The 13402-nt window shown below is 62.2% G+C and carries 10 protein-coding genes; 6 read left to right on the plus strand and 4 right to left on the minus strand.

From position 1 onward, the window contains the following. Positions 1-2: 2 nt before the first annotated feature. From JWZ97_RS03880 to JWZ97_RS03895, 4 genes are all read right to left on the minus strand, one after another. Entirely contained in the window at positions 3-3206 is a 3204-nt protein-coding gene (locus JWZ97_RS03880) for a glycoside hydrolase family 15 protein (RefSeq protein WP_205433513.1), read from the minus strand. 149 nt (positions 3207-3355) lie between these two features. Further along, on the minus strand, positions 3356-4162 hold the full coding sequence (locus tag JWZ97_RS03885) for a ferritin-like domain-containing protein (RefSeq protein ID WP_205433514.1): 807 nt from the start codon (positions 4160-4162) through the stop codon (positions 3356-3358). Beyond that, positions 4159-4962 (minus strand): tRNA cyclic N6-threonylcarbamoyladenosine(37) synthase TcdA, encoded by an 804-nt coding sequence (gene tcdA / locus JWZ97_RS03890; RefSeq protein WP_205433515.1) that lies wholly within the window; start codon positions 4960-4962, stop codon positions 4159-4161. The genes JWZ97_RS03885 and tcdA overlap by 4 nt, the downstream gene beginning before the upstream one ends. Before the next feature lie 10 nt (positions 4963-4972). Further along, a complete protein-coding gene (locus JWZ97_RS03895; protein WP_205433516.1) occupies positions 4973-6646 on the minus strand; it encodes a formate--tetrahydrofolate ligase in 1674 nt (557 codons plus the stop codon). A 155-nt stretch (positions 6647-6801) separates the two neighbouring features. Between JWZ97_RS03895 and JWZ97_RS03900 the strand changes: the two genes are divergently transcribed. The 6 genes from JWZ97_RS03900 to JWZ97_RS03925 all read left to right on the plus strand — a co-directional run bounded on the left by JWZ97_RS03900 (position 6802) and on the right by JWZ97_RS03925 (position 12998). Continuing rightward, on the plus strand, positions 6802-7485 hold the full coding sequence (locus tag JWZ97_RS03900) for a hypothetical protein (protein ID WP_205433517.1): 684 nt from the start codon (positions 6802-6804) through the stop codon (positions 7483-7485). A gap of 322 nt (positions 7486-7807) precedes the next feature. Further along, on the plus strand, positions 7808-8557 hold the full coding sequence (locus JWZ97_RS03905; RefSeq protein WP_205433518.1) for a TorF family putative porin: 750 nt from the start codon (positions 7808-7810) through the stop codon (positions 8555-8557). 80 nt (positions 8558-8637) lie between these two features. Further along, complete coding sequence (locus JWZ97_RS03910; protein WP_205433519.1) at positions 8638-9267, plus strand: RNA polymerase sigma factor; 630 nt, start codon at positions 8638-8640, stop codon at positions 9265-9267. Continuing rightward, positions 9264-9950, plus strand: a complete 687-nt coding sequence (locus JWZ97_RS03915; RefSeq protein WP_205433520.1) for a zf-HC2 domain-containing protein — start codon at positions 9264-9266, stop codon at positions 9948-9950. The genes JWZ97_RS03910 and JWZ97_RS03915 overlap by 4 nt, the downstream gene beginning before the upstream one ends. Positions 9951-9965: 15 nt before the next feature. Then, a complete protein-coding gene (locus JWZ97_RS03920; protein ID WP_205433521.1) occupies positions 9966-11360 on the plus strand; it encodes a S8 family serine peptidase in 1395 nt (464 codons plus the stop codon). 510 nt (positions 11361-11870) lie between these two features. Further along, on the plus strand, positions 11871-12998 hold the full coding sequence (locus JWZ97_RS03925) for a TIGR03118 family protein (protein ID WP_205433522.1): 1128 nt from the start codon (positions 11871-11873) through the stop codon (positions 12996-12998). Positions 12999-13402 lie beyond the last annotated feature (404 nt).

The following is a 13402-nucleotide window of genomic DNA, read 5'->3' on the forward strand; positions in this document are numbered from 1 at the left end:
CCTCACAAGGGGTGGTTGAGCAGGTGGTTGAAAGCATCCAGTATGCCGTTGGCGACCGCATGCGGCGGCAGCAGGTAGAAGGCCTGCCAAGCCAGCGAGACATAGTTTTCGTAATTATCGCTATGTTCGGGATGGTTTTGCAGCCAGCACAGCCGGACGGCATGGCCGATCAGGATGTCCGTGTAGAGCGTGTCGTCGATGTGCAGCGCCGGATTGTCGCGGAATATGGAGGCCAGCGCCCATAAGGCTTCCACGGTCAATTGCCGGTACACCGGCGCCTGGATCTTGTTCAGCAGATGGTTGACGTGCAGTTTGAACGTCTGTTCACCGGGGGTCATCTGCGCACGCACGGATTCGCTGTCGATGCGCCGCTTACTGCTGATTTTCTCGCCCACCATCAGGCCGCGGCAGTGCTGCAGCAAAGTCCAGACGCGGTCGAAGAAGGCCTCGCTCTCGCGTCCCACGCTGCCCTGCCGTTCGCGCCATTCGTACCAGTCTTCGGCTTCGCCCCGGTCCTTGGGATCCATGCCGGCGGGAAAGCGCGCGGACTTCAATTCCCGCTGCGGGCCTTCGTAATGCAGGCTTTCCACCAGACCCAACTGGGTTTGACTGTCGCCGTAATCTTCTAAAGTGTCCTGCAGCAGTTCGACCAGACGGTGCGGCGCCAATCCCAGTATTTCGGTGAAGGCCTGATCCAGCGAGCTCCCACTCAAGCGCTTCTGCCGGGCGACGATCAGTTGCAGGATGTGGCCGACGCGTATCGTATGCATGTCGGTGAACAACTCCGGCTTGGACTTGATCAGCATCCCCAAGTAGATGATCAGTTCCTGGATGATGATGTGCTGGCTGCTTTCGTTGGCGTTGAAGTTGCGGATGGTCTGCAGGATATCCCAGGAGTCGGCCGGCCGCCTCAGGGTGGCCTTGCCGCTGTAGGCTCGGCCCACGGTCAGGCCGTGCTGGCGGACCAGGATGTCGGTGGCCGCCTGCTCCAGGTTGATGTCGTATTTGCCCAAAAGGCCTGCACAACGGCGCACGACATACCACACATGGCGGTCGCCGGCGCGGGCGTAAACTTCTTCCAGCAGGTCGCGGATCCGGCAAACCCGCCCATCCTGGGTGCGCAGCCCCGTGTCGTGGTCCAGGCCATGGCGCTGGCTGAGCAGGCTCAGCACTTCCAGCTGGGCGTAAAGATTCGGGTTGTGGCGCAACTGGTCGAGCAAGCGGCCGTCGTCGCCGATTTCCCATTCGGTCAAGGTCACGTTGTCCAGCGATTGCGGCGGCTGTTCGCCGGCCGGCAGGACTTGGGCGTAGGGCCGCTCCTGCTCGTCCCACTGGGCTTGCGAAAACCTGAAGTCGTGCAGATAGCCGATTTTTTCCCTGGCGGCGGTGGCGGCGAAATCGCTCAACAGCCCTAAACGGACGGTCACGCCTTGTACCGTGCCCCGGCGCAATTGTTCGATGAAATCGAGCAGCACCTGCTTATCCTCGCCATCCAGCAGGTTGTGCTTGATGGTGACGGCCAGCAGCGGCGGCGCCGGGTTGTCCCAGTGCCGGCAGATGTAGGCCAGTTCCAGCCGCAGCCGCTGGATCAGCAAGCGGTTGTCCATGGCGATGTAAAAGCCTTTCTGATTCATGAACTGCGGCAGGAACAACAAGTCCTCGCCCGCCAGGCTATACAGCCGGGAGGTGGCCAGGGTGCGCAATTTCCGCAAGGGCCGTCCGCTCAGTCCCATGCGGTCGTTGCGGCCGACCTGGGTGTAGGCTGCGGCCAGTTCGCTGCCGTCGCGGACCTGGATGGGCGCGATCTCGGCCAGGGTCTGTGCCGGCACGCCCAGCCGGGCGAGTTCGTCGCGCACCGCTTCGTCCTCGGCCAGCAAGGCAATCTGCAGGCCGCAGCCGCAGTAGCGTTGCGGGGGGATGTGGCGGCCCAACGGGTCGATGTCCTCCGGCGTGATCAGGCCGTCCTGTAGCAAACAGCCCAGGATGTACAAGCTTTGCGCCCAAACCAGGGGTACGTTTTCGTTCGGAACGCGGTCCTGGCTGTGCGGATGCTGTTTCTCGGCGGCGATGGCCCAGTGAGGGACGAGATAAAGCTCGGGCAGCAGCTTCTGACCATTGCGCTCGACCAGCAGTCCGTCCAGGCGCCCGCGGTAATCGGCGGCCGCTTCCGGGTGTCCGGCGAACAAATGGTTGAGCAGCAGGTAGGTGAAAAACAGCGGCCATTCGCATTCGATGTCCCTGAATTCCTTCAATTCGTGGGGCTCGTAATGCAGACGCCGGTGGTCCTCGAGGGCGGTCTGGTGACCGTCCAGCAGGAAGCGCTTGCAACCGTAGCGGCCTTGCAGTTTCTCGACGATGCGCGACTCCGTCTTTTCCCGCAGCGTCGGATTGTCCACCGCGAAGGCCGGAAAGCCCGTGATGCTTAGCACCGCCGCGTCGACCTCCTTGGAAATCGACTCGCGCGGCAGCAGCGATTCCAGGGCGATGCGGGTGCGGGCGATGTCGTCGGCGACGACGTGCACGATGGCCGTCTGGCCCCCGTCCCTGCCGAACAGATTGAAGCCGGCCAGTGCTTCCAGGGCCGCCTTGGCCATGCCGATGGAACTGGCGTTCAGTTCGGCGATACCCAGGTTCATCTTGTTGCCGCGCTCCCAGATGCCGTAGTCGGGGGTGCGGAAGGCGCGGCTGATGTAGTGCACCAGGTTCTGCACGAAGTTGACTTCGTCCACGGTGAACACGATGCGTAGGCCGGAGGCGGTCATCTGCGCCAGCATCAGCAGGAACAGCGAGGTGGCGTCCAGTTGCAGATGGCCCCATTCGCTGTCGCCGACCACCACCTCGCCGGTGCCGGTCTTATATTTGGCGTGCAGGGCGTCGAGCGGGTCCTGGGTGTGCTTGAATTTTTCCACCTTGGCGGATTGGCGCATCATGGCGGTCAGCAGGCCGCGCATCAGCTTGACCACGCTTTGTTCGAGCAGATAGGCGCGCTCCCGCCCGTCCTCGGCCTTGCGATAGGACAGCGCGAGGCCCCAGGCCGCCAGGATGCTGTAGACGTTGTCCCGGACCCAGGCGTCGGTGTAATTGCCGTGGGCCGTGACGGCCGTGCTGGCGGGCAAGAGGCCGCTGATCCAGTCCTGACGATCGAGGATGATGTCCTTAACCTGGCGGAAATAGTGCTCTAGCGGGTCGGATGGCGTGTTGGGCATGTGTCGGAGTCGCTAATCTATCGGGTATCTCGGCCCGCATGGCGATAATTTCGGTCCGGGTGAAGTGTGCGGGCTATCTTACGGCGAGTGCCGCGGAAAGCTAAATTCCGGCGCCGGACGGGCCGCCGTTTCCCTTGCACGGCGAGGGATCAGTTGTGGGCCGAGAGGCGGGCCAGCTCCCCTTCGCTGAATCCCGCCCGGCGTCGCAGCGGCAGGTTGTAAGGCCCGCGGGATTGGCCTTTCATGTGCCGCTCGATCAACAGGAAATACTCCGTCTCGGCATCCACGCCGCGCTGGTGGCATAGCCACTCGAACCATTGCGTGCCCAGGGCGACATGGCCGACTTCGTCGTCCAGTATGCGCTGGAGCACGGCCACGCTGGCGTCGTCGCCCACGGCCGCCAGCTTGTCCATCATGCCCGGCGTGACGTCCAGGCCGCGCGCTTCCATGAAGCGCGGCACCAGGGCCATGCGCGCGGCCGTATCGTAAGCCGTTTCGCAGGCGATGCCCCAGAGGCCGCCGTGGGCCGGCAGGTCGCCGTAATCGGCGCCCAGTTCGTTGAGGCGTTCCCGGATCAGGGAGAAATGCAGGGCTTCCTCGTCGGCCACGCTCAGCCAGTCCCAGTAATAGGCGTCCGGCAAGCCGCGGAAGCGGTAGAGGTGGTCCCAGGCGAGCTGGATGGCGCTGAATTCGATATGCGCGACCGCGTGGAGCAAGGCGACGCGGCCCTCGGTCGTGGTCAGCTTGCGCCGCGGCAGTTCGCGCGGATCGACCAGCACGGGGCGGGCGGGAAAGCGGGCTGCCGTGATGTCGACGGGCGGAGTCGTTGCGGCCAGGCTCAATCGTCCCGCCCGAGCCAGCGCCTGGGCCTGCCGGGTCAGCTCGACCTTGGCTTGAACCTCGTCCGCGCCCAGCACTTGTTCGGCATGGTCGAAAAGGCATGTGGGACCGGTCATGGCGTGGGCTCGCTTTCCGTCAGGCGGGCGAGCACCACCGAGGCGGCGACCAGGCCGAAGGTGGCCGTCACCGTCATCACCGAGCCTATGCCGCCGGCGCAGCTCAGGCCCCCCGCCGCCGCCCCTTCCGGTTTCTGCGCGCAGATGCCGCCTTCCGGCGTCGGATAGACGGCTTGTTCTTCCGAATGGACCGAAGGAATGGAAAAGCGCCGCTTGGGATTGCGGGTGAAGCCGTGGTAGTCGCGCAAGCGGCCGCGCGTACGGGCCAGCAGCGGATCCTGGGTGGCACGGCTGAGGTCGATGACCTTGATGCGGGTCGGATCGGTCACGCCGCCGGCCCCGCCCACCGTGATCGCCTTGATCTTGTTGCGCTTGCAGTGGGCCAGCAGGGCGGCCTTGATGCGGAAGGTATCGATGCAGTCCATGACCCAGTCGATGTCCGTACCGATGAGTTCCTGCACGTTGTCGTGGCTGATGAAGTCCTCGACCAGCGTGATCCGGCAGTCCGGATTGATGGCGCGGATGCGCTCGGCCATCACGTCTATCTTGGCCTTGCCGAACTCCCCGTCCATGGCGTGGATCTGCCGGTTGACGTTGGATTCCGCCACGTTGTCCAGGTCGATCAGCGTGATGCGGCCTATGGCGCTGCGCGCCAGGGCTTCCGCCGCCCAGGAGCCCACCCCGCCGACGCCGACAACGCAGACATGCGCGGCGCGCAGCCGGGCCAGGCCTACGGTGCCGTACAGACGGGCGATGCCGCCGAAACGGCGCTCGCTGTTCGCCGCCAGTATTTCGTTCATGATCGGCCGCTTAGAACAGGCCCGTGATGCGCCCGTGTTCGTCGATGTCGATCTTCTCCGCCGCCGGCACCTTGGGCAAGCCGGGCATGGTCATCATGCTGCCGCAGACGACCACCACGAATTCCGCGCCGTGCGAGGGACGGACTTCGCGTATCGACAGGATGTGTCCGCTGGGCGCGCCCTTGAGGTTGGGGTCGTTGGAGAACGACGACTGGGTCTTGGCGATGCAGACCGGGAAATGGCTGTATTCCTCGCTCAACTGGGCCAGCTGCTGGCGCGCCTTGATGTCGGCGGCGATGTCGGCGGCGCCGTAGATCCGGGTGGCGATGGCCTTGATCTTGTCCCACAGCGGGGCGTTCTCGTCGTACAGGAACTGGAAACTCGACTTACCCGAATCCAGGATGGCCAGCACCTCGCGGGCCAGTTCCTCCGCGCCCTTGCCGCCTTCCGCCCAATGCTTGCAGATCACGGCTTTGGCGCCCGTTTCCTCCACCTTGCGTTTCAGCAGGGCGATCTCGGCGTCGGTGTCGGAGACGAAATGATTGATGGCGACCACGCAGGGCAGGCCGAACTGATCCTGCACATTGCTCAGATGGCGGGCCAGGTTGGCGAAACCGGCATCCAGGGCGGCCAGGTTTTCCGTCGTCAGTTCCTTCACCGGCACACCGCCGTGGGACTTGAGCGCCCGCACCGTGGCGACCAGGACCACCGCATCGGGCTTGAGACCTGCCTTGCGGCACTTGATGTCGATGAATTTCTCCGCCCCTAGATCCGCGCCGAAGCCGGCTTCGGTGACCACGATGTCGGCCAGCTTCAGCGCCGACTTCGTGGCGATCACCGTGTTGCAGCCGTGTGCGATATTGGCGAAGGGCCCGCCGTGGACGAAGACCGGATTGTTTTCCAGGGTCTGGACCAGGTTGGGCCGCAGGGCATCCTTCAACAGCGCGGCCATGGCGCCGTGGGCGTTGAGTTCGCGGGCGAACACCGGGCGCTTGTCGCCGCGGGTGTAGCCCACCAGGATGTTGCCCAGGCGCTCTTTCAATTCCTTGAGGCTGCTGGACAAACACAGAATGGCCATGACTTCGGAAGCCGCGATGATGTCGAAGCCGTCCTGTCGCGGAAAACCGTTGGCGGTACCGCCCAGGCTGACGACGATGTCGCGCAGCGCGCGGTCGTTCATGTCGATCACGCGCTTCCACTGGATCTGCCGCAGATCCAGGTCCAGTGCGTTGCCCTGGTGGATGTGGTTGTCGATCATCGCCGACAACAGGTTGTGCGCCACGCCTATGGCGTGGAAGTCGCCGGTGAAGTGGAGGTTGATGTCTTCCATCGGCACGACCTGGGAATAGCCGCCGCCGGCGGCGCCGCCCTTGACGCCGAAGCAGGGCCCCAAGGCCGGTTCGCGTAAACAGATCATGGCCTTCTTGCCAAGCCGGTTGAGCGCGTCGCCCAGGCCCACGGTGGTGGTGGTCTTGCCCTCTCCCGCCGGCGTCGGGCTGATGGCGGTGACCAGCACCAGTTTGCCGTCGGGTTTGTCTTTCAGACTGTCGATGTAGTCCAGCGACAGCTTGGCCTTGTAATGGCCGTAAGGGTCCAGGTGTTCGGCATCGATGCCCAGTCTTTCCTTGGCCAGGCCGATGACGGGCCGTATCTTGGCTTGTTGGGCGATTTCGATGTCGGACATGGGATCTCCTGTGCTTGACGCGGGATTGCTGGCGTTGGAAAAAAACGACGAATTCTATCAATTCGGTGGCGGCAATTCAGCCTTCTGCCGTCGTCGCTCCCGTGGCAGACGAATTGCTTGATTGTTAGTCCCTATCACAAGTCCTCGAGGCTTATATGAACACCCTGCGCCTGGCGCATGTGTCTGTCCTGTTTTTTCTCCTTAGTGCTTTTTCCGCCGGTGTGTCCGCCGACCATGACGAACACCACGAACATCACGGCCACTGGCGCGGCCATCATGGGCATCATCATCACGATCATGCCGATTACGGGGTGCGTTATTACTATCCCCCGCCACCCCCGCCGGTGGTGATCCATAGGCATTATCACCCGGCGCCGCCGCCTCCGCCGGTTTATTATCAGCGCGATGACTATGGCGATTACGGAGTGCGGTCGGGCCGCTGCGACAACCATACCGCGGCTCAGGTGCTGGGCGGCGTGGCCGGAGGCGCATTGGGCGGCGCGCTCGGTTCGGGCATGAGCGATGGCAACGGTATCGGCGCCGTGGTCGGCGTGGTGGCCGGATCGGTGCTGGGAGCGGTCATCGGCGAGCGGGTCGGGGAAATGATGGACCCTACCGACCGATTCTGTGCCGGACGCGCGCTGGATTTCGCTCAGGATCGGCAAGGCGTGAACTGGTTCAATCCGCAGAGCCGGATCGGCTATCAATTGATGCCTCTGCAGAGTTTTCGGCAGGACGGGATGCTTTGTCGCGAATTCACGACAAGCGCCGCCGGATACGGCGACGGCCGGCAAGTCGCCTGCCGCCTGCCGAACGGGGATTGGGATATCAGGAGCTAAACCGGACTACCGGCCCGGCCGAAGGCGGTCGGGCCGGTCGGCCTCGTAGGTGCTTCGACAATCCGATGCGGCTCGGAGCGGGGCAAGCCATGCACGCCGCGACGAGCCGTTTTGCTCGACACCGCCGGAATCGGCCGCCTGCCGGCCTTGACGACCAGACCCCGGATGAAGTCTATTCCTCAGTGGCGAGCCGGCGGGAGCCGTTGCATTCATGCCAGGAGATTGCGCGCGTCGCGTTCCTCAGCGTGCCTTAGGGTCCAAGCAAGGATGATCGGTGGCCGTTTGGTAGCGGACGGCAGGCGCCGCCCGTTTCGACTCTCGAATGTACGAAATCCCTAAGAAGCAGACTTCGACCATGCCCCTCGGCCGCTCATGGGCCATGTTGGCCCTGCTGACGTTTACCCTGCCAGCCTGGGCGGATATCAAAGCGTCGGTAACCGTGGTCAGCGATTATGCGTATCGCGGTTACTCCAAGAGCCGGGCGAACCCCGTCGCGCAGGGAAGTCTGGACTATGCCCACAGCTCGGGTTTTTTCGGAGGACTCACGCTGTCGCAGGTAAGCTTCGACGATAAACGCTACGGCCAACGCTCGGATGTCGAATTGATCCCCTACCTGGGCTGGGCAAGGGGGCTGGCGACGCATTGGCAGGCCGATTTTTCGGCTAGCCGATATGTCTATGCCGGCAAGCTGTTCGGCCGCGACGCGGATTACAACGAGTTCGCCGCTTCGTTACATTACCGGGACCTGGCGACAGCCCGGGTTGCCTACGCTTACGACACCTACGATCGAAAGGCTACGACCTTCGCCTATGAGGCGCTCGGGCGCTATAGCGTGTTCGACAGCCTGGTCTTCTCGGGCGGGCTGGGTTACAACCAGGCCGCTCAACTGCTGGAATACAATAATTTCTTCTGGAATGCGGGCCTGACTTGGTACGCCGGCCACCACGTATCCATTGATGTGCGTTATGTCGATTCCAGCGTAAAAAACCGTCGCGACACCCCTGTGTACGGCGATTTCAGCTTATCCGCCCTGGACCGTAACTATGTATTTTCGCTGTCCGTGGGCTTTTAGCCGGCAAGAATTTTCTTTCGGTTTGAACCTTCGGGTCGTACGAAGGGATTTATGGGTAGTCCATGTATCCCCCAGGTCCGATGAGTGCGATCGCGGTTTTGTTTGACACCAACGACATCAGCCAGTCCCCGGTCGCCAGCCGTGGAGATGCCGAACTCATGGAGCGTGTGGGCTCTAGGGATACAGCGGCGTTCGAAGCCTTGTACACGGCACTTTATCCGCGTCTTTACCGTTTCATTTACCGGATGACACGCCATCCGGATCTGACGGAAGAACTGGTCAACGAAACGATGCTGGTGGTTTGGGAAAAGCCGCAGGGCTTCAATTACCGCTGCAAGGTTTCCACCTGGGTCTTTGGTATCGCTTACCGCAAGGCGCTCAAGTCCTTGTCCAAGGGAGCGCAAGCCGCCGCCGAGCTGTCGATCGACGAACTCGCGGAGGTCATCCCGGACGGGAAACCTTCCGCCGTCAGTCAGGTAGAGTTGGACGATCTGATAGCGGTTGCCCTGGATACCTTGTCTCCGGAGCAGCAAGCCGTCGTCGAGCTGACTTATCACCATGAGCTGCCTTACCAGGAAATCGCTGAAATCCTGGGCTGTCCGGAAAACACCGTGAAGACGCGCATGTTTTACGCTCGGAAGAAACTGCAGCCGTTTTTCAAGGATCTGATTTCGGACCCACAGGATTACCGCTACGAGGAAAAGCCATGAGTTCCAGCAACCCTCTGTTGTCAGACGGCGCCTGTGACGAGGTGGCAGCCTTGCTGCCTTGGTATGTCAACGGTACATTGGATGGCGAGGAGCAGAGGCGGGTAAAGGTGCATATCGAACACTGTCGGGCGTGCCGTCTGGAGTTGGCTAGCTTGCGCGTGCTGGCGGATCGAGTGGTCGGCGCACCGATACCGGAACGCTCGCCTGAGGCGGCTTACGGGCGCCTGCTCGAAACCATCCAACAGCGCAAGTCCGCTGGTCGCGGGACGGCGTTGCAAGAGCAAACGCCGAAACGTGTCGGACGGCGATCCTTGTTTGTCCCTAACTATGCCGCTCGACTAGCGCTCGCGGCGATGGTGTTGTTGCTGCTGGCTCCGCTGGGATGGCGGCATTTGACCCAAATGGCGGGACCAAGCTTCCGTACCCTTTCCGATTCCGCATCGACCACGGCGGCTGGGCGAGGGGACTTGCACCTGGTGTTCGACGAGGGCGTAGCGGCCTCACGGATCGATGAGGTTTTGAAGACCATCGGCGGTGAACTCGTCGGTGGCCGCGGACCAGGAAACGTTTATACGATCCGTTTAGCGGGCCCGATCGAGAGTAAACCGGATGTAGACGCCGCGCTTGCTTACCTCCGTCAACAGGAAGGCATCCTGCTTGCGGAGCCAATCGTCAACCCCTAAGGCTTTGATCGTGCCGTGACAACACTGATGCGCGCGCTGCTGCTGGCTCTGATGATCCCGTGGAGCGGATGTGCCTTGCAAACCGAATATCCGGCCTTGGACGAACCTTCAGTCCACGGTGAGGATAGACGCATACTGGTCACGTTCGTCGACCACAGCATCGGGCGGGTGGTGCCGGGCGGCACTCAGGACCGCTACCTGCCGCGCGGACCCTATGCGAGTTCAAGCTGGAGTTCCCGGCTTGCCGGAGAGTTGGCGGAACGCTATCGGTTGCGGCTGGTGGCGGAATGGCCGGTCACCGTCCTGGGCGTCGCCTGCGTCGTGTATGAAGTCCCTGCCGGACAAAATGTCGACGAAGCGCTACAGACGCTGGCGAAAGACCAACAGGTCGAGTCGGTGCAAGCCATGCAGACCTTCCACGTGATGGGCGGAATAGCGTCGAGCGCGGCGAACCATGACGACCCATATTACCGCCTGCAAAAGGACATGCAGGCCATGAACGTGGAAGCTGCCCACCGCTTCGCGACCGGCCGGGGCGTCCGCGTGGCGGTGATAGACAGCGGGGTGGACACGCATCATCCCGACCTGCGGCGGCAGATCGCGGTGGCAGAAAACCTGGCGATATTGAAATCCGGCGAGGAAACCCGGGACGTTCACGGTACGGCGGTAGCCGGAGTCATCGCCGCCCAGGCAGGGAATGGACTCGGCATCATGGGCGTGGCGCCCGAGGTGGAGCTCTATGCGCTCAGAGCTTGTTGGCCGGAGAGCCCCGGTGCGGCTGCCGCCTTGTGCAACAGTTTCACCTTGGCTCTGGCGGTCAACGAAGCCATCCGCCTCGGTGCCCAGATCATCAATTTCAGCTTGAGCGGTCCCGACGATCCCCTGGTGGCGCGGCTGATCCGGGCAGCGATCGAAAAAGGCATACTCATCGTGGCTTCGGATTCCGGGGGGAATGCGGTCAGTGGCTTTCCCGCCAGTGTGGACGGGGTGATTGCGGTGCGGTCGCAGTCGCCGGAGCCGATGCGAGGTGGATTCCGGGGTGGCGGATTAAGTGCTCCAGGGTCCGAAATCCTCACCACGCTGCCCCATGCGACCTATGACTTCATGTCCGGCAACTCCTTCGCCGCTCCGCATATCACCGGGCTCCTGGCGTTGATGCACGAGCTGAAGCCGGATTTGACGGCTACCGAAGCCTTGGCCGTGTTGCGGCAGCGTGTCCCACGACGTGCTGTGCCTAACGGCGTTCCCTACGCCGCACGGCCGCACTTGCGGGACGGTTATTGCCTTCGGCGCCCCAGCCGTCCCCCGTCGACTCGCTCCAGCGACCTTAGAGCCGTCGCCTCCGCATCGCTCCGAGATGACTCTACGGCCTGTTCGGGATGCCTTGCAGGTCACCTACGGACGCAATAAAGCCTGCGCCCTGCGGTGCCCCGCCCGGCCCTGGGCCTTCTGGGGGGCATGGAAAACATCCCGGTCTACCCGCTGCGCGGCTGACCTTTGTTTTCCAGCCATGTCCGACGTATCCGGCCCAGGGAACACGTCATCCGGGCCGAAAGTCGTGGATGCCTGTCTTGTCCTGGCGCGACTCCGAGCCATTCCGGATTGCCGGGAACCGGACTTTTAGGCGATCACCGAACACGCGAATTCGGCCTTGGTAAGCGACGGATGAGACTCGTCGGCTTATCTCCCGTCCGCGAGAACCCCGAAATATTTTGGGGATCGTCGAACGCTACGGCCGCAACCGGGAATTAATAGTCCGTGGCGATCGAAGCGTCGACGTTTACCAAACCCCACGTGAGCGGAACAGGGAAAGATGGCATGGGTCGCCAAGACGGTGGGGTTAATTGCGAACAGCGTTTCACGATCGAATACAAACCCTTGTCGCTCACCGTATGCACGGACAATTCTAAGGAGTGAATCATGACTGTTTCTTCATCGACTCGTTCTCTACCCGGCAGGCTGCTCGTTTCGGCATGCTTTGCCCAATTGTTGACCTATACGCTCCCGGTATCCGCTGAAATTCGATTCGATGTTCGAACGCTGATCAGCGACGACGGCAGCTCGGGTATCGCGGATGGTAATCTGGTCAACGGCTGGGGAGTCTCGTATGGGCCGACGGGGCCGTTTTGGGTTTCGGCCAATGGGACGGGCACATCGACCGTCTATACCGTCAATCCCATAACGGACGCCACGACCATAAACTCCCTGGTGGTGACCATTCCCGGCACCGGAGCGGTGACCGGACAGGTGTTTAACGGAGGCAGCGGCTTCAACGGCGATCGTTTCCTCTTCGTCAGCGAGGACGGAACCATTTCTGGCTGGCGGGGCGCCTTGGGAACTCAGGCCGAGATTTTGGAAAACAACCCCAGTGCGATCTTTAAGGGCGGCGCGCTGGGCACGATCGGTTCCAACTCTTACCTCTATGCGGCCGACTTTAATAGCGGCAGTATCCACGTCAAAGGTAGTTCCGGGGCACCCAGTCTCGAGGGATCATTTACTGACCCCAACCTGCCCTCAGGGTATGCGCCATTCAACATCCAACAGTTGGCCGGTCAGCTCTATGTTGCCTACGCCAAGCAGCTCTCCGGTAGTGCGGATGAAGACGCTCAACCAGGTTTTGGCTACGTGGATAGCTATGACCTCAACGGCAACTTCCTTGCCCGTATCGCTTCCGGTGGCAGTTTGAACGCGCCCTGGGGCTTGGCACTCGCACCATCCTCCTGGGGCGAATTGGGCGGTAAGCTGCTGGTGGGAAATTTCGGCGACGGAACCATCAACGTCTACGACCAGACCACAAGCACCTTCCTCGGTCAACTGCTCGGCGCGGACGGGAAGGCATTGAGCATCCCGGGACTGTGGGGGATAACCCCGGGTAACGGTGGGAATGCAGGCAGTCCGGATCGCCTGTATTTTGCCGCGGGTCCCGACGATGAAACCCGTGGTCAATTCGGCGTAATCCAACCGGTACCCCTGCCTCCCGCGTTGTCTTTGCTGATGTCCGCTCTGACGGGGCTGTACCTCGCCGTACGAAGGAAATCCATTAAGTGATGTTCGAGGGCTGGGGGTAGCAACCCGGGTAGATCGTTCCGCGTATGAGCGCAGCGCTCTGCCAGCCCGTATGTATTTGCACGGAAGAATGTCCGGCGGAGACCGACGATGCCAGCAGATCGGTCTCCGCCGGTGATGGACGTCCCCGCGGGGCGTTATCGATTTAATCTAGGCGCTCGGCTATTGGCGTTTTCACGTCGAGCAATCATCCTGTGGCGTCGCATCCAGTCCGAGCGGAAGAAACACAGCGGTGACCGCTTCGCTTTCCAGGACATCGCGAAAGAATTTGACGCGCCGCAAATACACCGGGAACACGTGCCGTCGTGCGACAGGAAAGCCCTTAGGCTACCGGCTCAAGTTGCGCGGATAGAGGCGGACTATGGTCGCGTCTCGAATGATGCTGA

Source organism: Methylococcus sp. EFPC2 (assembly GCF_016925495.1).
In the GTDB taxonomy this organism is placed as follows: Bacteria; Pseudomonadota; Gammaproteobacteria; order Methylococcales; family Methylococcaceae; genus EFPC2.